Genomic DNA, 21,493 nt, shown 5'->3' with positions numbered 1-21,493 from the left:
TCTTTACTATTGTAAAACGAGCGCCAGTCTTACATGATCGCCACGGCCACGCAAGCCCTTTGGGAAGGTTGTCAGGATAGGCCTGGAGTCCCCAGAGATGGCGGGCCTTGCGAAGCTGGGGAAGAGGTGTAACACTAACGACCCAGACCTAACTGAAAGGTTTCTTTCCAGAAAGAAACCCTTCGTCTTCTGTGCTCAACTCGGCAAATATGCGCGGAGCGGGCTTTCGCATACCCATTTACGAGGCGTGCTCATGTGCGTGCGATCCCGCGGCCGCCGAAGGAGCTCTGCGTGCTTCAGCCAGAGACCATTTCCCCCGGCCAGCCCTGGACGGAGTATCCGCTGTCGTACGGCCAGCAGCGGTTATGGTTTCTTCACCGCCTCGACTCCGGCGACTCGACCTACAACACATCCTATGTTTACAGGTTGAAAGGTCGACTTGACACCGCCGCCCTCGAAGCCTCGTTCACCGCGGTCGCGGCCCGGCACGAAAGCCTGCGCACCCGTTTCCGCGAGGTGGCCGGGGAACCGGTCGCGGTCGTCGAGCCCCCGGCTCCGATCGTCGTCGAGCGGCTGACCGCGGCGGACGAGGAACAGGCGCGCACGCTGGTCTCCACGGTCACCAACACCTCCTTCGACCTGGCCGCCGCGCCGCCGTTCCGGGTGGCGCTGATCGAGCTCGGCCCGCTCGAACACGTGCTCTGCGTCGTCCTGCACCACATCAACGGCGACGGCTGGTCGCTGAACGTGCTGTGCTCGGAGGTCGCCGCCCACTACGAGGGCGGCGGCGTCGCCGACCTGCCGGCCCTCCCCCTGCAGTACGGCGAGCACGCCCGCGCGCAGCGCGCCGCCGAGGACACCGAGCTTCGCTGGTGGGTCGAGCACCTGACCGGGGTCGCGCCCCTCGACCTGCCCGCCGACCGGCCCCGTCCCGCCCAGCGCAGCGGTGAGGGCGGGGAGGTGCACTTCCAGATCGGCGGGGAACTGGCCGCCGGGATCGCGGACCTGGCCAGGCGCTCGCGCTGCACGCCGTACATGGTGCTGCTGTCCGCCTACCAGGTGCTGCTGGCCAGGCACACGGGACAGGACGACTTCTGCGTCGGCACACCGTCCGCGGGGCGGGACAGCACCGACCTGGAGACCATGATCGGTTTCCTGTCGACCACGCTGGCGCTGCGCTGCGACCTGTCCGGCGACCCCTCCTTCGCCGACCTGCTCAAGCGCACCCGCAAGGTCGTGCTCAACGCGCTCTCCCGCCAGGACGTGCCCTTCGAACGGCTCGTCGCCGAACTGGACGTCGAACGGGACCTCAGCCGCACCCCGCTGTTCCAGACCCTGTTCGCCTTCCACACCCACGGTGAGACCGGCGACCCGCTGCCCGGTCTCGACGCCGAGCCCTTCCCGCACGGCTGGACCAGGGCCAGGGTCGACCTTTCCATGGACCTCACCCCCACCCCCGACGGTCACGTGCTCGGCACCGTGCTCTACAGCACGGACCTGTTCGAGCAGCGGACCGCCGAGCGGATGGTCGCCAGGTTCGTCAGGCTGCTCGAGTCGGCGGTCGCCGCCCCGGAGACGCCGATCGGCTCGCTGCCCCTGCTGCCCGAGGCCGAGCTGGCCCTGCTGGGCGAGTGGAACGAGACCTCGGCGGAGCTGCCCGAGGTGACCCTGGTCGACCTCGTGCTCGACCAGGCCGCCGCCACCCCCGGCGCCGTGGCCGTCGGCACGCTGACCTACGCCGAGCTGACCGCCCGCGCCGCCGACCTGGCCGGACGGCTGGCCGCCGCGGGCATCGGGCGGGACTCGCTCGTCGCCGTCCGGATGGAACGCGGGACGGACATGGTCGTCGCGCTGCTCGGCGTGGCGATGAGCGGTGCGGCCTACCTGCCCGTCGACCCCGAGTATCCGCAGGCCCGCGTCTCCTACGTCATCGAGGACTCCGGCGCCGCCCTGGTCCTGACGAGCCTGGACGACCTGCCGCCCGCGCAGGCGGTTCCGCACGCGCGGTCCCTTGTGAGGCCCCGCCCCCGCGACACCGCCTACGTGCTCTACACCTCGGGCTCGACCGGGCGGCCGAAGGGCGTCGTCGTGCCGCACCGGGCGCTGACCAACTTCCTGCTCGCCATGCGGACGCTGGTCGGCTCGACGTCGCGGGACGTGTGGCTCGCGCTGACCTCCCTGTCGTTCGACATCTCCGCCCTTGAGCTGTACCTCCCGCTGGTGACCGGCGGCAGGATCGTCGTCGCCGACGCGGAAACCGCCCGCGACGGCGCCGCGCTCGCCCGCCTCGTCGAGGACGAGGGTGTCACTCACGTGCAGGCGACGCCGTCCGGCTGGCGGGTGCTGCTCAGCGGGGACCTGCCGAGGGTGACCGCGCTGACCGGCGGCGAGCCGCTCGCGCCCCAGCTGGCCAGGGAACTGCGGCCCAGGGTCGAAAGGCTCGTCAACGTCTACGGCCCGACCGAGACCACGATCTGGTCCACGGCCTGGGAGGTCCCCGAGGAGCCCGGCGAGATCGTCATCGGCGGCCCGATCGCCAACACCGTCGTGCACGTGCTGGACCCGGTGGGCTCGCCCGCCCCGATCGGCGTGCCCGGCGAGCTGCTCATCGGCGGCGACGGGGTCGCCACCGGCTACCTCGGCCGTCCCGCGCTGACCGCCGAGCGGTTCGTGCCCGGCCCCGGGGGCTCACGTGTCTACCGCACCGGGGACCTGGCCCGCTGGCGGGGCGACGGCACCCTGGAGTTCCTCGGCCGCACCGACAACCAGGTCAAACTGCGCGGCCACCGCATCGAGCTGGGCGAGATCGAGGCGGTCCTCGACACCTGCCCCGGCGTCGCGCAGGCCGTCGTCGCGGTGCGCGGCGAACGGCTCGCCGCCTTCGTCGTGCCCGTCGAACCGGGCGACCCCGGACTCCTCGACGCCGTCAGGGAGCACGCGGGCGGGCAGCTGCCCGCCTACATGGTGCCCGGCGTGCTCGTCGAGGTCGCCGCGCTCCCGCTCACCCCCAACGGGAAGATCGACCGCAAGGCGCTGCCCGACGTCGAGGCGGCTCCGCGGACGGGCGCGACCGCGCCCCGCACCCCCGCGGAACGGCTGGTCGCCCAGGTCTTCTCCGAGGTGCTCGACGTACCCTCGGTCGGGGCGCACGACGACTTCTTCTCCCTCGGCGGCCACTCGCTGCTGGCGACCATGGTCACCTCGCGGCTGGCCGTGCTGTCCGGGATCGAGGTTCCGGTCAGGGAGATCTTCCTGCGGCCCGGCGTCGCCGCGCTGGCCGAACTGCTCACCGACGCCGAGCCCGCCCGTGACGGGCGGGACGACGAGGGGCCCCGGCCGAGGCCGGAGGGAGCCGGTCAGCCGCTGTCCTTCGGCCAGGAACGGCTCTGGTTCCTCAACCGGCTCGACCCGGACGACGCCTCCTACAACATGTGCCTGGTCAGGCGACTGCGGGGACCGCTCGACAGGACGGCCCTGGCCAGGGCGTTCGAAGGCGTCGCCGCCAGGCACGAGAGCCTGCGCACCCGCTTCCCCGAGGTGGACGGCGCGCCCTCCGCCGTCGTCGACCCGCCGGGCCCGGTGCCCGTCGAGGAGGCCTCCGCCGCCGGGGAGGCCGAGGCGCTCGACCTCGTCGCGGGCCTGACCAACCGGCCCTTCGCCGACCTGGCCGACCGGCCGCCGCTGCGGGCCGTCCTCATCGAGGTCGGCGAGGACGACCACGTGCTGTGCGTGGTGATCCACCACATCCTCGGCGACGGCTGGTCGCTCAACCTCATCTTCGAGGAGCTGGGCCACCTCTACTCGGGCGGCGCGGAACTGCCCCCGGTGCCGCTGCAGTTCGGCGACGTCGCCCACTGGCAGCGGGAGCGCGACACCTCGGCGCTGCTCGACCACTGGCGCGAACGGCTCGCCGACCCCACCCCGCTCGACCTGCCGCTGGACCGGCCGCGCACCGCCGCGAGCACCAGGGACGGCGACGTGGTCGAGGTCAGGCTGACCGCGGCACAGGCCCGTGAGCTGGCCCTGCTCGGCAGGCGGCACGGCGCGACCATGTTCATGGTGCTGCTGGCCGCCTACCAGGTGCTGCTGGCCAGGCACACCGGTCAGGACGACGTCCTGGTCGGCACCGCCACCGCGGGCAGGGACCGGGTCCAGCTCGAACCCGTCGTCGGCTACCTCAGCGACACGCTGGTGCTGCGCGGCGACCTGTCCGGCGACCCCGCCTTCACCGAACTGCTCGAACGCACCCAGATCGGCGTCCTGGACGCCTTCTCCCACCAGGGTGTCCCCTTCGAGGAACTGGTCACGGCGCTGCGGGCCGAACGCGACCTCACCCGCACCCCGCTGTTCCAGACCATGTTCATCCTGCACACCCAGGACGGCGGACAGGACGGCGGCGCCTTCTCCGGGCTGACCGCGTCGGCGTTCGAGCACGGCATGCGCCAGGCCAAGCTCGAACTCGCCCTTGAGGCCTGGCAGGACGAGCACGAACTGCTGCTCACCCTGGTCTACGACACCGCGCTGTTCGACCGGGCGACGGTCGAGGCGCTGGGCGCGCGGCTGCGGCTGCTGCTCACCGCGCTGCCCGGCGCCGCGGACGAGCGGATCTCCGCGCTGCCGCTGCGCACCGAGGAGGACGAGGCGCTGCTGGCCCGGCTGGGTGAGGGACCCGCCCTGTCCGCGACGCCCTCGGTCCCCGAGCTGTTCGCGGCGGCCGTACGGGAGCGGCCGGACGCCGTCGCGGTCGGCTGCGGGACGCGCGCGCTGACCTACGCCGAGCTTGACGCCAGGGCCGGTGAGCTGGCCGGACTGCTGCGCTCGCGTGGCGTCGCCCCCGGGGACGTGGTCGGCGTACGGCTCGGCAGGACCCCGGACACGATCGCCGCGCTGCTGGCCGTCTGGCGGGCCGGGGCCGCCTACCTGCCGCTCGACCCCGACTACCCGGCCGAGCGGCTCGCCTTCCTCGTCGAGGACAGCGGGGCGTCCTTCGTGCTCGACACGGTTCCCGAGTCCGTGCCGCCGGCGCTCCAGGCCGTGCCGGTGCCGGACGGCGCCGCCGCCTACGTGATCTACACCTCCGGTTCGACCGGCACCCCCAAGGGCGTGGTGGTCGGGCACGACGGGCTCGCCGCCCGGGTGGCGTGGATGCGCCAGGCGTACGGCCTGCACCCCGGTGACCGGGTGGTGCAGTTCGCCTCACTGAGTTTCGACACGCACGCCGAGGAGATCTACCCGGCTCTGGCCGCGGGGGCGCGTGTCGAACTGCTTCCCGACGGCGGTGTCACCCTGCCCGACCACCTGGCCGGGGTCACGGTCCTCGACCTGCCGACGGCCTACTGGCACGCCCTGGTCGACCAGATCGACGACGTCCCGTGGCCGGACACGCTGCGGCTGGTCATCCTGGGCGGCGAGCAGGTGCACGAGGCCGCGGTCGCCCGCTGGCGGGAGCGCTTCGGCGACCGGGTGCGGCTGGTCAACACCTACGGCCCGACCGAGACGACGATCATCGCGACCACGGCCGAGCTGGACGGCTCCCCGGGGCGCCCGCCCATCGGCGTGCCCGTCGGCGGCACCCGCGTCCTGGTCCTGGACCGGAACGGCGAGCCGGTGCCGCCGGGTGTGCCCGGTGAGCTGTGCGTCACCGGGGCGGGCGTCGCCCACGGCTATCTGGGCAGGCCCGCGCTGACCGCCGAGCGGTTCGTGCCCGGCCCCGGCGGCTCGCGTGTCTACCGCACCGGCGACCGGGTGCGCTGGCGCAACGACGGGCGGCTGGAGTTCCTCGGCCGTGACGACGACCAGGTCAAGGTCAGGGGCTTCCGCGTCGAGCTCGGCGAGGTCGAGGCCCGGCTGCTGGCCTGCCCCGGAGTCGGCCAGGCGGCCGTCGCCGTACGGGACGGGATCCTGGTCGGCTACACCGTCGGCGCCCCCGAGGGGGAGGATCTCGCCAGGCTGCTCGGGGCGACGCTGCCGGCCTACATGGTGCCCTCCCTGTGGGTGCGGCTCGACGCGCTGCCGCTCAACCGCAACGGCAAGATCGACCGCGCCGCGCTGCCCGCGCCGCAGGCGGCCCCCAGGGAACGGGTCGCCCCGCGCGGCGACGCCGAACAGCTGGTCGCCGACGTGTTCGGCGAGGTGCTGGGGATCGAGGACGTCGGCGCCTTCGACGACTTCTTCGCCCTCGGCGGGCACTCGCTGCTCGCCACCCGCGTCATCGCCAGGATCCGCGCCCTCGTCGAGATCGACGTGCCGATCCGCGTGCTGTTCGCACGCGGCACCGTGGCCGGGCTCGCCGCCTCGATCGAGGAGATGCTGATCGCCGAGCTGGCGGAACTGTCCGACGACGAGGCCGAAGGCCTCGTGCGGACGCCTCAAGGACCTCAAGGAAACGGGGAAGCGTGATGAGTCACCACGTTGTGGTCAACCACGAGGAGCAGTACTCGATCTGGCCCGACGGCAGGCGGCTGCCGGACGGCTGGCGTCTTGAGGGCTTCTCCGGCCCCAAGGAGGAGTGCCTGGCCCACATCGACCGGGTGTGGACCGACCTGCGCCCGCTCAGCGCAAGGAAATCCTGACATGTCCGACGAGTGGATCTGGGTCTCGCTGGACGACGTCCGTGGCCGTCATCTGAGGAGGAGCGTCAATGGTTAGGGAACGGCTGGCCGCGATGGTGGCCTCGGCGTCGGACGGCGCCGTCACCGCCGAGGAGGCGCTGAACGCCACGGTCCCGCTGTCCGCCCTGGGGGTCACCTCCCTGGCCCAGATGCGGTTGATCGACGCGGTCGAGACGGAGTTCGGCATCGAGATCGACCTGTCCGGCGACGGCCTCGACCTGCTGGACGACCTGGGGGCGCTCGAACGCCACATCGCACAGGCCGGAGGCTCCGGCCCCTGAGGCACCCCTGACAGAGCGGTCGGGAGGCGTTTTTCGAACGGGGGAGAGAAAACATGGACATCCGGTTCTCGGGGAGCCGGTCGGGTACGGCTCCGCTGACCTGGGGACAGCGGGCCATCTGGGACGCGATCAGGAAGACGGCACCGGACGACCACTACTTCAACTTCGGCCGCGTGCTCGCGGTGCCGAGACGGGCCAGGCCGCTCACCGTGACGCGGGCCGCGGAGATCCTGGGCGTCCTGGTCGAACGGCACGAGTCGCTGCGGACGAGGCTGAGCGCCGGGTTGAACACAGGGCTTGAGACGTCCGTGGGGACGGGGCCAGGGGCGGCCTCCTCCTCACGGGTACCGGCGCAGGCCGGGGGGCAGGACGGGGGCGCCGAACCGGCGCAGGTCCTCGGGACCGCCGGGAGCATCCCGCTGACCGTCTCCCGTGACGACCCGGAACGGCTGATGGAGGAGCTGTCCGCGACGCCGTTCGACTACGCCGGCGAGTGGCCGCTCAGAGTCGGGCTGGTGGTCGCCGAGGACGAGACGGTGACCCACATCGTGCTCGTCTTCTGCCACCTGGCCGCGGACGGACTCGGCGCCGAGGTCGCGATCACCGACCTGCGGCTGCTGCTGTTGCGCGGAGCCGTACCGGGACCGACGCCGCCCTCCCCGCTCGACCTGGCCCGCTGGCAGCGCTCCGAGCCCGGCCTGCGGGTCGCCCGCATCGCCGCCGAGCACTGGGAACGGGAGTACCGGCGCATCCCTCCGACCATGTTCGACCGCCGGGTCGCCGCCCCGGAGGGGCCGCCGATCTGGCGCGCGCACCTGGTCTCCAGGGCGCTCGACCTGGCCGTGCAGCGGATCGCGGCCGTGTACGGCACCAGCACCTCGACCGTGCTGCTGGCCGCCTCCAGCGTGCTGGTCTGCTCGGTGACCGGGCACGAGGTGTGCGCGATGCTGCCCATCGTCGGCAACCGCTTCCGCCAGGACGCCGCGCAGGCCGTCACCACCCTCTCCCAGGAGGGCCTGTTCGTGCTCGACGTGGGCGGGCGCTCCTTCGCCGAGGTGCTCAGGGCCGCCAAGCCCGCGGCGCTGCGCGCCTACCGCTCCGCCTACCACGACCCCGGGGACAGGGACCGGCTGACCGAACGGGTCAGCCGCGATCGGGGCACCCGGGTCCACCCCTACTGCTGCTTCAACGACATGCGTTTCATCGACCGGGTCGACGCCTCCCACGACGAGCGGACCGTACGGACGGCGATGGAGGAGACCACGCTGACCTGGCCGCTCAGCCAGGACCAGCTCAACTGCCGCTTCTGCCTGCACGTGACCGGGGAGGGCGGCGGCCTGGGTGTCTCGCTGACCGCCGACACCCGTTACCTGCCGAAGGAGGCCATGGAACGCTACCTGCGCGACCTGGAGTCGCTGCTGGTCGAGGCGGCCTTCCACGAGACGCTGGAGCCGGTCGGATGACGGTCTACGCCTACGCCGAGTCCACCTCGTGCGTCCAGGAGGGGTCGCTGCGCTTCCACCTGACCCGCACCTCACGCGCCCCGGCGCGCGGTTCGGTCACGGTCGAGGACGTCGCCGCCGACCGGCCGGTGCTCCAGGCGAGGTTCGACGGCCCCGTCTGGACGCTCGACGTCCCCGGCGACTGGCCCAGCTCGCTCTACCGCGCGGTCTTCACCTCGGAGGAGGACTCCTCCGACGGGCTCTCCGACGTCTACTTCGTGGTCAGGGCGGCCAGGCCCTCCTCCCGGGTCCTGCTGTCGATCCCGTTCCCGACCTGGCAGGCCTACAACCGGGCGGGCATCCCCGGGGAGTCGATCTACTGGACCGAGGAGCCGACCCGCGCCGCGAAGGTCTCCTTCACCCGGCCCGGCGGGGGTCCGCCGCCCGAGCGCTGGGAGGAGGGCATGCTCCGCTGGCTCGGCCCGGCGGGCTACGACGTCGACTACTGCTCGGGACTCGACCTGCATGACGGCGCCGAACTGCTGGCCGGTTACCGGCTGCTGGTCGTCAACGGTCACGACGAGTACTGGACGGCCGGGATGCGCGACAACGTCGAGGCCTTCGTCGCCCGCGGCGGCAACCTCGCGGTGTTCTCGGGCAACACCTGCTGGTGGCAGTTCCGTCTTGAGGACGACGGCCGGACCATGGTCTGCTACCGCGACGCGGCCATGGACCCGATGGCCACGGTCGAACCGGGCCTGACCACGGTCGAGTGGTCGAGCGCCCCGGTGAACCGGCCGGAGAACACGCTGACCGGCGTCAGCTTCAGACGCGGCGCCGGGACGTGGGGACCGTACATGCGGCTGATGCACGAGGAGTCCTACACGGTCAGGTTCCCCGAGCACTGGGTGTTCGAGGGGACCGGGCTCGGCGAGGGCGACAAGTTCGGCCAGGGCGCCATCGGCTACGAGACCGACGCCTGCGACTTCGTCGAGGTGGACGGTGTCCCGCTGGCGACCGGCCGGGACGGCACCCCGCCCTCCTTCGTCATCCTCGCCACCGCCGACCTGCGCCACTGGCACCGCTACGGCCAGGGCGGCATGGCGACCATGGGCGTCTTCGGCCTCGGTGCCGGGACGGTGTTCACCGCCTCGACCGTGAACTGGGGCAACGCCCTGCACGACCCCATGGTCGACCGGATCACCCGCAACGTGCTCGACCGCCTGTCGGAGCCCGTCGGCGGCTGGCAGATCGTCGGCGGCGCCGGTTCGCTGCGCGCGCTGACGGTCTTCGGCTCCCGCCTGTACGGCGTCGCCCCCGACGGCTCACTGCTGGTGCGTGACGTCTCGGCCCAGAACCTGCGCTGGCGGCACGCGGGAACCGCCCCCGGGGTCGTCGCCATGGCCACCCCCAGGGAGGCGACCACCGCGCATCCCATCGGCCTGTACGGCCTCACCGCGGACGGGCGGCTCGTCTTCGACGACCAGGAGGACGGCTGGACGACCCTCGCCGAGGCACCGGCCGAGCCGGTCGGCCTGGGCATGGTGAACGGGGAGTTCTTCGCGGTGAACGCCGAGGGGCTGTGGAAGCTGCGCCCGGAGACCTCCGACTGGGTCCTGGCCGGCCCCTCCGGCGGTGCCGTGAGTCTCACCGCGATGAACGGCCGCCTCTACATCGCCGACGCGGAGGGCAGGATCCGGACCCGCCCGCCGGTCGTCGGTCCCGCCGGGTGGGAGGACCTGTGCGACGCGGGCGGCTGCACCGTCCTGACGGCGCACGCGGGCCTGCTGATCGGCACCGGCCCCGACCGCCCGCTGTTCTGGCGCACCCCCCTGCCCGACCGCTGACCCGCCCCTGTCACCTGGCGGAACGTCCGGCGGGGGCGAGAGCCGGGTAGTCCTTGAGCTCGACGGACCTGGCGAACCTGTCGGTCGCCTTCAGCAGCATCCGGAGCAGGAGGCTCCGCTTGAACATCCAGTTGCGCATGGTGATGCGCAGCGGCGAGGGCGGGGCGAGGAAGGGACCCGCGCTGCTCTGCCCGGTCACCGTGGCGTAGCGGTGCATGATCTCCTCATACCTCGCGAACGCGGTCACATGGTCGCCGTCCGCCTCGGCCAGTTCCCCGGCCAGCACGTGGGCGCCGACGATCGCCAGGCCGCTGCCGAAGCCGCCCAGGGTGTTGCCGTAGGCGGCGTCGCCGAGCAGCACGACCCGACCCTTCGCGTAGTGGTCCATCCTGACCTTGCTGATCGAGTCGAGGTAGACCTCCTCGGCGTCGCGCAGCCTGGCCATCAGCTCGGGGACCTTCCAGCCCATGCCCCGGTAGGCGTCGATCAGGAGTCGCTTCTGCTGTTCGGCGTCGTAGCGGTCGTAGTCGAGCCGCTCGGAGGCGAAGACGAAGAACGCGGGCGCCTTGGGGCCGCCGAGCGCGGCCATCCTGCCCGGCTCGTTGTACATCGCGGGCGGGTGGTCGAGGTCCAGGTCGGCCAGCGCGTAGTAGTGGCCGGTGAAGTTCACGTAGCCGGACTCGGGGCCGAAGACCAGGCGCCGCACGTTGGAGTGGATGCCGTCGGCGCCGACGACCAGGTCGAAGGTGCGCGGCGCGCCGCGCTCGAAGGTGGCGTGCACGCCGCCCGCCGTCTCGGTCAGCGAGGTGATGGAGTCGCCGAAGACGTACTCGCAGCTCCGCCGGGTCCGCTCGTACAGCAGGGCGGCCAGGTCGCCGCGGCGGATCTCGATGTCGCCGCCGGTGAACGCCCCGGGTATGACCGCCAGGCGCCTGCCGTCCGCGTCGACGACCTCCTGGTCGGTTCCGCCCGTCTGGCGCCGCCGTACCTCGTCGAGGACGCCCATGCGTTCGAGCACGGTGAGGTGGGTGGCCCCCTTGAAGTCGACGGCCTGGCCGCCGAGCCGGAGGGCGGGCGCCTTCTCCACGACGGTGACGGTGCAGCCCATGCGGCCGAGCCAGAGGGCGAGGGCGGGCCCGGCGATGCTCGCGCCGGAGATGAGGACCGTGGTGTTCTTCATGTGAGGAGCTTCGGCGCGGGCGCTGACAGCCCGCCGACACCGCGTTGACAGTCACCCGTCCCACGCGCCGGGCGCTGTCAGCACCTCCTGCCGGGCCTCCTCCTGGCTCATGGCGGCGCCTCGGGCGAACGCCTCGGCGAAGGCCTCGGCGCCGATGAGGTCGCGGGCGGCTCCGGCGATCCTGGCGACGTCGCGGTCTCCGGCGACGGCCATGCCGCGCAGCGCGACCGCCGTGCCGAGCAGCGCCGCCGCCTCCCGTGCCGCCCCGTCGAGCAACACGGCCCCCGCCAGCCCCTCGGCGACGTCGGCGAGGTCGACGGCCATCGGGGACCCGTGAACCACGGCGATCGCCCGGCGGTGCATGAGACGGGCCTGTTCCCGGTCTCCCCCGGCCTCGGCCAGCCTGCCGAGCGCGACCAGCACGCGGGCCTGTGTCCCCTCGATGCCGAAGTCGCCGTCCTGTGAGGCGTCGAGGGCGAGGCCGAGCAGGCGTTCCGCCTCGGCGAGGTCGCCGTCGTGCCTGGCGATCTCCGCCAGTCCCAGGTGGACCGTGGCCGCCGCGCCCGGCCTGCCGGTGGTGCGGGCCAGTTCCCCGGCGCGCCGGTAGCCGGCGACGGCCGCGGCGGTCTCGCCCTGACGCACCAGCCCTTCGGCCCTGCGCGTCAGCACGTCGGCGGTCTCCTCGGTGGCGCCGAGCCGTTCGAACAGCTCCAGGGCCCGGGCCCACATGTCATGGGCGCGCGCCCACTCGCCGCGTCCGGCCGCGATCAGGGCCAGCCCGTCCAGCGCCTGGGCCGTCCCCCACCGCTCCCCGATGGCGTCGAAGTGGGTCAGTGTCTCCCGAAGTCCCCGTTCCGCCGAGACCGGGTCGCCCCACAGCATCGCGAGCAGGGACACGCTCAGCCTCTCCAGGGCCCGCAGCCAGGGGTCGGACCCCGCCAGCGTGCGCAGGTCGGCCTTGGGCGGCGGCCCTGCGGCCATGCCCCACAGCGCGACGGTGAAGGGGTGGCGCAGCCGCTCAAGCCCGGCCACGGTCGCCTCCGCCCGCCGCCAGTGCTCGGGCAGTGCCCGGGGTACGGCGTGCACCACGCACATGACGTACTCCTCCTCGAACCCCTCCGCGGGTTCGGGGGCCGTTTCGAGGAGTTCGGCGGCGATCTCCCCGACCTGGCCGCGCCGCCCGCTCAGCCACCAGTAGGCCGCGAGCGCGGTGACCAGCCGCAGCGCCGTCCGCCTGCCGTCCTCGTCGCCCGTCTTCGCCGCGGCCACCGACCTGCGCAGCGCGGCCGTCAGGTTGCCGTGGTCGGCCGACAGCCTGGCCAGCCACGTCAGCTGCTCGGCCCCGCGCAGGTGCGGATCCGCGCGCCGGGCCAGGGCGAGGAAGTGGCGGGCGTGGGCGCGGTCCATCCGCTCCCGCTCTCCGGCCTCGGCCAGCCGTTCCGCGCAGAACAGCCGGATCGTGTCGAGCATCCGGTAGCGGTCGCCGTCGGTCTCGACCAGCGACCTGTCCACCAGGTCGGCCAGCAGGCCCGCGGCGTCCTCGACGTCGCAGACCGCCTCGACCGCCTCCAGGGAGGCGCCCGCGGAGAAGACGGCCAGCCGCCTGGCCAGCACCCGCTCGCCGGGGGTGAGCAGGTCCCAGCTCCACTCGACGACCGCGCGCAGGGTCCGGTGCCGGGCGGCGGCCGTACGGTCGCCCCTGGACAGCAGCCGGAAGCGGCCGTGCTCGGCCAGGCGGACGGCGATCTCCTCGACGGTGAAGGAGCGCAGCCTCGCCGCCGCCAGTTCGACCGCGAGCGGCAGCCCGTCCAGCGCCGCGCAGATCCCGGCGACCACCGCCACGTTGCCCTCGTCCGTCTCGAACCCGGGCCGTACGGCCGCCGCCCGGTCGGCGAACAGCCGGACGACGGGGTAGGCCGCGGCCTGCGCGGGGGTGGCGTCAGGGGGCGGGACGGCAAGCGGCGCCAGCGGCACGAGCGTCTCGCCGGTGATGCCCAGGGGTTCGCGGCCGGTGGCCAGGATCGACAGCCCGGGGCAGGCGCCGAGCAGTTCGCGGACCAGGGTCGCGGCGGCCTCGACCACGTGCTCGCAGTTGTCGAGGATCAGCAGCTGCTCCCGCCCGGCCAGGGCCGAGGCCAGGTGCGCCACCGGGTCGGGGGCGTGGAGCGACTGCAGGCCCGTCTCACGCAGTCCGAGGGCGCCGAGCACCGCCTGGGCCACCTGGGGGGCCGTCACGGCCGATGGGACGACCGTTGTGCCGGCCGGTGCCCGGCCGTCCCGCGGGGCCGGGTCGGCGAGCGGGGACAGGTCGACGAAGCACACCTCGCCCCCGATGCCCCCGATGCCCCCGATATCCCCGGTGTCCCCGGTGCCCCGGATGCGCCCGGCCGCCTCGACCGCCAGCCGGGTCTTGCCCGTGCCTCCGGGACCGACGATCGTGACCAGCCGGTGCCCGCGCAGCGCGGCGAGCCGTTCCAGCTCCTTCTCGCGCCCGACGAAGCCGGTCAGCTGCACGGGGAGGCCGTTCCCCCTGGGCGGGGCCGGGCGTTCGGCGCGCAGGACGGCCAGGTGGATCGCGGCCAGCTCGGGTGAGGGGTCGGCGCCGAGTTCCCCGGCCAGCAGTCTCCGTGTCTCCTCGAAGACCTCAAGGGCCTCCGCCTGGCGTCCCGCGGCGCTCAGCGCGCGCATCAGCTGGCCCCTGGGGCGTTCCCGCAGCGGGCTGGCGGCCGTCAGCCGCCGCAGTTCGGCCACCGGGTCGGCCTCGGGAAGCGCGAGTTCGGCCTCGGCCAGGTCCTCGGCCGCGGTCAGTCTCAGCTCCTCGAGGCGCGCCACCTGCGCCCCGCCGAAGGGCAGGTCCTGCAGGGCGGGCCCCCGCCACAGGCCGAGCGCCTCACGCAGGACGTCCGCGGCGACGGCGTGACGGCCGGAGGTCAGCAGCAGCCGCCCCTGCCGGGTGAGCCGTTCGAAGCGGTGGACGTCGACGTCCTCGGGGTCGGCCGCCAGCCGGTAGCCGATCCCGTGGAACTCGACCAGCTCGGCGGGCAGGGCCCGGCGGAGCCTGGACACCTGGGCCTGCACCGCGTTGGCGGCGCCCGAGGGAGGGGCGTCGCCGTACTGGCCGTCGATCAGGCGCTCGACGGTCACCACCCGGCCCGGTTCCAGCAGGAGCATCACGAGCAGAGCGCGCGGTCTCGGCCCGGGTACGGCGATCGCCTCACCGGCCGGGGAGCGCACGTCCAGAGGGCCGAGGATGCCGAACCGCATGGGGTCGATTGTCCCGGGCTCTCAGAGGGCGCGGGGACCGTAGAGGGCGGAGGGGGCTCCGGTGGTCATGGCCCAGTAGCGGTCGCCGTAGGACCAGTGCCACCACTCGGTGGGGTAGTTGACCAGGCCCGCCGCGTCGAGGGCGGCTCCCATGAGCTCGCGGTTGCGGCGCGCCTGCGGGGAGATGCCGGGGGCGGCGGTGTAGCAGGCGCCCTCGCTCTGCTCGGGGGTGGCGTTGAGCGGGCTGCCCATGTCGACCTCGACGCCGTCCTCGGTGCACAGGGTCAGGTCGACGGCCGCGCCCGCGGTGTGCGGGGCGACCTCGACCGGCGAGACGTAGCGGCTGGCCGCCGAAACGATCTCCTCGGGCGACATTTCCGGAAATGTCGCCCGGAGTTCCGCCGAGTACTCGTCGAAGATCTGCTGCTGCGTCGAGGGCGGCCGGTATCCCTCGACGATCAGCAGCCGGTAGCCCTCGGGGAGGTGCCGCTGCGCCTCCTCAAGCCTGGCCACCAGCCCCTGCCTGAGGTGGGCGAAGGCCCCGTCGCGGTCGGCCATCCGCCCGTCGACCCGCAGCCGCCCCCGGACGTCGACCAGCCGCTCCCCGGACTCCTCGACCGGAATCGCGGCCACCCGGGGATCGGAGATCAGAACGATGTCGTGCATAGCCGCAATTGTCACACCGTCTCGGAGAAGACCTGCTCCCGGGCCTGGTTCAGGGCCGAGACCAGGGCCCCGCGTAACACGGAGTTGCCCATGACCTCCGAGACGACGACCCTGGGCTGGCTCGGGCAGACCCTGGCCACCGCCTCCTCGACCCTGGCCGCGAGCACCTTCCCGCCCGCCCTGCCGATGTCGCCGCTGAGCACGATCAGTCCGGGGTCGAGCACCACGGCCACCGCGGCGACGCCGACCGCCAGACGCCCGGCCAGTTCGTCCAGGAAGCCCCCGGAGTCGTTCGTGACGGCCTGGCTGACGTGGTCGGCCAGCGAGTCCCCCCGGATGCCGTGCGCGTCCGCCAGGCTGGCCAGGGCGTCGCCGCCGACCAGTCGCTGGAACGAGCCCGACTGGGGTTCGGTCACCTCGGTCGGCAGCGGCTCCCCGGGCACGGGCAGCCAGCCGATCTCGCCCGCGCCACCGGTGAAGCCGCGGTGCAGGCGCCCGCCGAGCATGACCCCGAGTCCCTGGCCGACGCCCGCCCAGACGAGCACGAAGTCCTCGACGTCCAGGGCCGCGCCGCAGAAGCGCTCGGCGAGCGCCGCCAGGTTCACGTCGTTCTCTATGGTCACCGAGACGTTGAGGTCCCGGCGCAGCTGGGCGAGCACGCCCTCGTGCCAGGAGGGCAGGTCGAAGGAGAAGCGGACGTCGCCGGTGCGGGGGTCGACGACGCCCCTGGTTCCGATCACGAAGGCGCGCAGCCGGTCCATGCCGATGCCCGCCGACTCGCACGCCTTCTGCACGGCGCCGCGCACCAGCCGTACCGGATCGTTATGACCGCTGGGGTCGACGCGGACCTCGGCGACCGTCTCGCCGGTTATGTCGGCCACTCCCGCGCTGATCCGGTCGGGCAGCACGTCGAGTCCCGCGACGTACGCGCAAGAGGGAACGACGCCGTAGAGCGCCGCGTTCGGCCCCCGCCCGCCCGCCTGTTCCCCGACCATGGCGACGAGCCTGCGTTCCTCCAGTCTGGCGAGCAACTGGCCGGCGGTCACCTTGGAGAGACCGGTGAGTTCTCCCAGCTCAGCCCGGGTGAGAGGCCCACTGGACAGCAGGAGCTCCAGGGCTGCGCGGTCATTGAGCTGACGCAGCAGCCGAGGGGTTCCCGGACGTCTGGACAAGATCGGCTTCCCCCCGTCACGATCCGCTAACGATCGTTTCTTTTAAGAAAGTTTCTTGTTAGTTTAGCCCTAGTCAGCCCGCAGGCAAGAGCGACCGAGCCGCGGGTTACGACAACTCCGATCACTGATCGTGAGTAAGAGGGTCGCGGGGACCCAAGCCAAAAAGCAGCTGAGCGCCTACCCCGTCGAAAGCCGGAAAGGGAGAACTCAAGTGAAGTTCGCGAGAATCGCCACCACGACGGCAACCACCGCCGCCCTCGCCCTGGGCCTTGCCGCGTGCGGCAGCAGTAGCGAGCCCACCGCCTCGAACAACACTGGTGCGTCCGAGGCGCCCTCCGCCGCCGCCTCCGGCCCCAAGTTCGCCGGCCAGACCCTGACCGTCTGGCGCCTGGGCGCTCCGGACGAAGTGCAGAACAAGCTCATGGCCGACATGAACGCCAAGTTCAAGGAGGTCACCGGCGCCGAGGTCAACCTCCAGTGGGTGCCGTGGCCGGACGCCCAGGCCAAGTGGACCGCCGCTCTCGCCGGCGGTGAGGGCCCCGACGTCACCGAGTTCGGCAACGACCAGGTGGCGGCGTGGGTCGCGCAGGACGCGCTGGCCGACATCACCGACCTCGCCAAGAACACCCCCGACTTCCAGCAGATCCCGCAGAACCTGTGGGGCTACGAGACGGTCGACGGCAAGATCTACGCCGCGCCGTGGGGTGGTGGCACCCGGGCCGTCCTCTACCGCAAGGACTGGTTCAAGGAGCTGGGCATCGAGGTTCCCAAGAACTGGGACGACCTCGTCGCCGCCGCCAAGAAGATCGTGGAGAAGAAGGGCAAGGACGTCGACGGCTTCGCCTTCAACGGCGGCTCCGACGCCAACATGTCGCTCTCGCCGTTCGTGTGGTCCGCGGGTGGCGACTTCGCCGCCTTCAACGGCGGCAAGTGGGTCGGCAAGCTGACCGAGCCCGGCTTCAAGGAGGGCTTCCAGTACTACACCGACCTGGTCGTCAAGCACGGCGCGTCGCGTAAGTCGGCTCTGAGCCAGAACTCGATCGACATCCGCACCCGCTTCGCCAACAACAAGGTCGGCATGTTCGTGACCGGCGGGTGGGACATCACCACCATCAAGGAGCAGAGCAAGAACAAGGTCGGCGACGACCAGATGGCGTTCTTCTCCCTGCCGGCCAAGGACGGCAGCGGCCCGGCGCCCGCCTTCCAGGGTGGCAACGACATCGCCATCTGGAAGGACACCAAGAACCAGGAGCTCGCCGCCGAGTACCTGAAGGTCGCCGCGGGCAAGGAGTTCGGCACCCGCTACGCCAAGGAAGGCGGCCTGCTGCCGCTGTACCCGGAGGCGCTGGCCGAGTTCGCCTCCGACCCGCTGCAGGCGCCGTTCGCGGAGACCTTCAAGGTCGCCAAGGGCTTCCCGAACGACACCAACTGGGCCGAGGCCAACGACACCAAGGCCGTTCTGCAGAACGCGGCCCGTTCGGTCATCGAGGGCAAGAAGAACATTGACACCGCCCTGGCCGACGCCAACAAGGAACTCGAAGAGATCCTGAACCAGTAATCATGGCCAACACCTCAACCATCGCCCGGGACGGGGGCTCCTCCCCCGCCCCGGCGCGGGGGCGCAGAGGCACGAAGCCCCCGCGCGGCTCCAGAGGACTGCCCGAAGGGGTGGTCCCTTACGCGCTGCTCATCCCCGGTCTGGTGGTCATCGCCGGACTGCTGCTCTACCCGCTGTACCAGATGGTCGTCATGTCCTTCCAGGACGTGGGACTGCGGCAGATCCGGGGTGTACCCGCCAAGTCCGTCGGGTTCGACAACTATCTGAAGCTGCTCGAGTCGGAGCTGTTCTGGACCTCGCTCCGCAACACCGTCGTGTTCGCCGTCGTCACGGTCGCCTGCACGCTGGGACTGGGCACCCTGGTCGGCCTGCTGCTGAACAAGCTCGGCAGGAAGATGTCGACCTTCCTGGTCATCGGCATCATGGCCGCCTGGGCCACCCCGGCGATCGCCAGTGCCATCATCTGGCGCTGGCTCTTCGACGCCGAGTCCGGCGTCATCAACTGGGCGCTCAACGCGCTGCCCGACTGGCTGTCCAACCTCCTGTTCGGCAGGGCCGACTGGACGGGTGAGCCGTGGCTCAACGACCCGGTGACCATCTACCTGGTCCTCATCCTGGTCGTGGTCTGGGCCGGCTTCCCCTTCATCGCCGTCTCGGTGCTCGCGGGTCTGCGCAGCATCGCCGCCGAACTGTACGAGGCGGCCAAGGTCGACGGGGCCTCCGCCTGGCGCATCTTCTGGAAGATCACCTTCCCGCTGCTCAAGCCGGTCTTCTCCGTGCTGACCGTGCTGTCGGTCATCTGGGACTTCAAGGTCTTCACCCAGTTGTTCGTGCTGGCGGGCGGAACCTCCAACCGTGACGCCTTCAACCTGTCGCTGTACGCCTTCACCCAGGCGTTCAGCTCCCCGCCCAAGATGGGCCTGGGCGCGGCGATCGCAGTGGTGCTGACGCTGATCCTGCTCATCATCACCTTCTTCTACGTCCGCCAGATCGTGAAGACGGAGGACGTGCGATGACTCCCAAGACCAGGAAGCTGCTCGGCAGGATCGGCCTCAACACCGCGGCCGTCCTGGTGTTCCTGTTCGCGGTGTTCCCCGTCTACTGGATGGTCTCCACCGCGTTCAAGAGCAACGAGGAGATCTTCACGACGCGGTTCATCCCCTTCCCGACGGACCCGACCATCGAGCACGTCGAGAGGGTCTTCAGCGAGGGCGTGGCCGGCCACTCGATCTGGCGCTACATGCTCAACAGCGCCATCGTCGCGGTCGGCACCGTCCTCATCGGCGCCGTCTTCTCCCTGCTGGCGGCGACCGCGGTCTCCCGCTTCAGGTTCCGCGGGCGCACCTCGTTCCTGATCCTGCTGCTCATCGTGCAGATGGTCCCGGCCGAGGCCCTGCTCATCCCGCTGTTCCTGATGGTCAGGCGAGCCGGTCTCTACGACCAGCTGCTCGGCCTCATCGTGGTGAACGTCGCGCTGACGCTGCCGTTCGGCATCTGGATGCTGCGCACCTTCGTCGCCGCGGTGCCCAGGTCTCTTGAGGAGGCCGCCTGGATCGACGGCGCGAGCCGCTTCACGACCTTCTGGAAGGTGCTCTTCCCCCTGGTGGCCCCCGGTCTGGTGGCCACGAGCATCTTCACGTTCATCACCGCGTGGAACGAGTTCGTGTTCGCGCTGACCCTCATCAGCGATCAGGGCGGCTACACCATGCCCGTGGCACTGCGCTACTTCGTCAGCCAGCGATCGGTCGACTGGGGCGGAATCATGGCCGCCTCGACCCTGATGACGATCCCGGTGATCATCTTCTTTCTCCTGGTGCAACGGCGAATGGTCTCCGGCCTCGTCGCCGGCGCTGTCAAGGGCTAACCCCGCGGTGCTGGTACGGCCACGCCCCCACAAGGAGCTGGCCGTACCAGCCCTGTCCTCGTTTGTCCCCTACTCACCTCAGGTAAGGAGCATCTACCGCCATGTCTGAGCTCATCGCGGCTCCCAGCGATCAGGTACTGCGACGTCTCGCAGCCGGAACGCTGCTCGTCGCGTTCCAGGGCACCACCGCCCCCGACTGGGTTCTCCACGACCTGGAGAACGGTCTCGGCGGGGTCACCCTGTTCGGCTTCAACGTCGCCGACCCCGCCCAGCTCTCGGCGCTCACCTCCCGCCTGCGCGATGCCGGTGACCCCGTCATCTCACTCGACGAGGAGGGGGGCGACGTCACCCGGCTCGCCTACCACGTGGGCAGCCCCTACCCGGGCAACGCCGCCCTCGGCGCCGTCGACGACGTCGAACTGACCCGGCGTGTCTACCGCTCCATCGGCGACGACCTCGCCCGCTGCGGCATCAATCTGGACATGGCCCCGTCCGCCGACGTCAACACCGCCGACGACAACCCCGTCATCGGCACCCGGTCCTTCGGGTCGGACACCGCCCTGGTCTCCCGGCACACCGTCGCGGCCGTGCACGGCCTGCAGTCGGCCCGCGTGGCCGCCTGCGTCAAGCACTTCCCCGGCCACGGCGCGACCAGGCAGGACTCCCACCTGGAGATCCCGCTCGTCGACGCCTCGGCCGAGTTGCTGCGCGAGCGCGAGCTCGTGCCCTTCCGCGCCGCGATCGAGGCCGGGACCATGTCCATCATGACCGCGCACGTCCGGGTGCCCTCGGTGACCGGCACCGAGCCCGCCACCCTGTCGGCCGCCGCCCTGGGCGGTCTGCTGCGCGGTGAGCTCGGTTACGACGGCGTGATCGTCACCGACGCCCTCGACATGCACGCCATCACCGAGAGCGTCGGCCTGGCCGGCGGCGCGGTGCTCTCCCTCGCCGCGGGGGCGGACCTGCTCTGCCTCGGCCCGCTGCCCACCCAGGAGGACGTCCGCGCGATCGTCGACGAGATCGTCGCCGCCGTGCTCGACGGAAGGCTGCCCGCCGAGCGGCTGGAGGCCTCCGCCGCGCGCGTGGCCAAGCTGCGTTCCTGGTTCGGCTCGTCCCAGCCGGAGCGCGCCGAGGAGAGCATGATCGGCCTCACCGCCGCCCGCCGCGCCGTGACCCTCACCGGCTCCACCTCCCCGCTGGTCGACCCGCTGGTGGTCGAGATGGAGACCCCCCCGACCATCGCCGTCGGCGACGTACCGTGGGGTTTCGCCCCGCTGATGCCGCAGGCCGAGGTCGTCCGGGTCAAGCCGGAGGAGGCGGACGTGCCGAACATCCTGGAGCGTGCCAGCGGCCGTTCCCTGGTCGTCGTGGTCAAGGACGCCCACCGCTACGAGATCAGCCAGTCGGTTGTCTCCGCGGTGCTGGCCGCCCGTCCCGACACGACGGTCGTTGAGATGGGGCTGCCGATCTGGCGTCCCAAGGGGGCCACCTACCTCGCCACGTACGGCGCCGCCCGCGCCAACGCCCAGGCCGCCGCCGAGCTGCTGAGCATCTGAGGCCTCGCGGCCCCCTTACCCGGGTCTGCGCCCGCCCCCCGGTACGTCACGC

The 21,493-nt window shown here is 71.8% G+C and carries 13 protein-coding genes; 9 read left to right on the top strand and 4 right to left on the bottom strand.

Annotated features, from left to right (window positions below; genetic code table 11):
* The first annotated feature begins 255 nt into the window (after nucleotides 1-255).
* From ACFYY8_RS21210 to ACFYY8_RS21190, 5 genes are all read left to right on the top strand, one after another.
* Complete coding sequence (locus ACFYY8_RS21210) at nucleotides 256-6,399, top strand: amino acid adenylation domain-containing protein (protein ID WP_390043352.1); 6,144 nt, start codon at nucleotides 256-258, stop codon at nucleotides 6,397-6,399.
* Nucleotides 6,399-6,572: an MbtH family protein gene (locus ACFYY8_RS21205; RefSeq protein ID WP_390043350.1), complete on the top strand. Its 174-nt coding sequence runs from the start codon at nucleotides 6,399-6,401 to the stop codon at nucleotides 6,570-6,572. Before ACFYY8_RS21210 ends, ACFYY8_RS21205 begins: the two co-directional genes overlap by 1 nt.
* A gap of 68 nt (nucleotides 6,573-6,640) precedes the next feature.
* On the top strand, nucleotides 6,641-6,892 hold the full coding sequence (locus tag ACFYY8_RS21200; RefSeq protein WP_390043348.1) for an acyl carrier protein: 252 nt from the start codon (nucleotides 6,641-6,643) through the stop codon (nucleotides 6,890-6,892).
* A 53-nt stretch (nucleotides 6,893-6,945) separates the two neighbouring features.
* Complete coding sequence (locus ACFYY8_RS21195; protein WP_390043346.1) at nucleotides 6,946-8,355, top strand: hypothetical protein; 1,410 nt, start codon at nucleotides 6,946-6,948, stop codon at nucleotides 8,353-8,355.
* On the top strand, nucleotides 8,352-10,181 hold the full coding sequence (locus ACFYY8_RS21190) for a N,N-dimethylformamidase beta subunit family domain-containing protein (RefSeq protein WP_352008504.1): 1,830 nt from the start codon (nucleotides 8,352-8,354) through the stop codon (nucleotides 10,179-10,181). The genes ACFYY8_RS21195 and ACFYY8_RS21190 overlap by 4 nt, the downstream gene beginning before the upstream one ends.
* A 10-nt stretch (nucleotides 10,182-10,191) precedes the next feature.
* Here the strand turns inward: ACFYY8_RS21190 and ACFYY8_RS21185 are convergent, their stop codons facing one another.
* Genes ACFYY8_RS21185 through ACFYY8_RS21170 form a run of 4 tightly spaced genes read right to left on the bottom strand, consistent with a single transcriptional unit; the run spans nucleotide 10,192 to nucleotide 16,463 of the window.
* Complete coding sequence (locus tag ACFYY8_RS21185) at nucleotides 10,192-11,361, bottom strand: FAD-dependent monooxygenase (RefSeq protein ID WP_390043343.1); 1,170 nt, start codon at nucleotides 11,359-11,361, stop codon at nucleotides 10,192-10,194.
* A gap of 51 nt (nucleotides 11,362-11,412) precedes the next feature.
* Nucleotides 11,413-14,625, bottom strand: coding sequence for a BTAD domain-containing putative transcriptional regulator (locus ACFYY8_RS21180; protein ID WP_390043341.1), 3,213 nt, complete (start codon nucleotides 14,623-14,625; stop codon nucleotides 11,413-11,415).
* 21 nt (nucleotides 14,626-14,646) lie between these two features.
* Complete coding sequence (locus tag ACFYY8_RS21175) at nucleotides 14,647-15,291, bottom strand: M15 family metallopeptidase (protein WP_352008501.1); 645 nt, start codon at nucleotides 15,289-15,291, stop codon at nucleotides 14,647-14,649.
* 11 nt (nucleotides 15,292-15,302) lie between these two features.
* Nucleotides 15,303-16,463, bottom strand: a complete 1,161-nt coding sequence (locus tag ACFYY8_RS21170) for an ROK family protein (RefSeq protein ID WP_390043338.1) — start codon at nucleotides 16,461-16,463, stop codon at nucleotides 15,303-15,305.
* 211 nt (nucleotides 16,464-16,674) lie between these two features.
* Between ACFYY8_RS21170 and ACFYY8_RS21165 the strand changes: the two genes are divergently transcribed.
* The 4 genes from ACFYY8_RS21165 (at nucleotide 16,675) to ACFYY8_RS21150 (ending at nucleotide 21,441) form a co-directional block, all read left to right on the top strand.
* Complete coding sequence (locus ACFYY8_RS21165) at nucleotides 16,675-18,021, top strand: sugar ABC transporter substrate-binding protein (protein WP_390043336.1); 1,347 nt, start codon at nucleotides 16,675-16,677, stop codon at nucleotides 18,019-18,021.
* A gap of 2 nt (nucleotides 18,022-18,023) precedes the next feature.
* Nucleotides 18,024-19,037, top strand: a complete 1,014-nt coding sequence (locus ACFYY8_RS21160; RefSeq protein WP_390043332.1) for a carbohydrate ABC transporter permease — start codon at nucleotides 18,024-18,026, stop codon at nucleotides 19,035-19,037.
* On the top strand, nucleotides 19,034-19,885 hold the full coding sequence (locus tag ACFYY8_RS21155) for a carbohydrate ABC transporter permease (protein WP_390043329.1): 852 nt from the start codon (nucleotides 19,034-19,036) through the stop codon (nucleotides 19,883-19,885). Before ACFYY8_RS21160 ends, ACFYY8_RS21155 begins: the two co-directional genes overlap by 4 nt.
* A gap of 101 nt (nucleotides 19,886-19,986) precedes the next feature.
* The gene (locus ACFYY8_RS21150) at nucleotides 19,987-21,441 is read left to right on the top strand and encodes a glycoside hydrolase family 3 protein (RefSeq protein WP_390043327.1); all 1,455 of its coding nucleotides are present in this window, start codon (nucleotides 19,987-19,989) and stop codon (nucleotides 21,439-21,441) included.
* The last annotated feature ends 52 nt before the right edge of the window (nucleotides 21,442-21,493 follow it).

It is taken from the genome of Streptosporangium sp. NPDC001559 (genome assembly GCF_042893955.1).
In the GTDB taxonomy this organism is placed as follows: domain Bacteria; phylum Actinomycetota; class Actinomycetes; order Streptosporangiales; family Streptosporangiaceae; genus Streptosporangium.
Note: the sequence above shows the minus strand (reverse complement) of the source record. Positions and strands in the feature narration are given on the sequence as shown.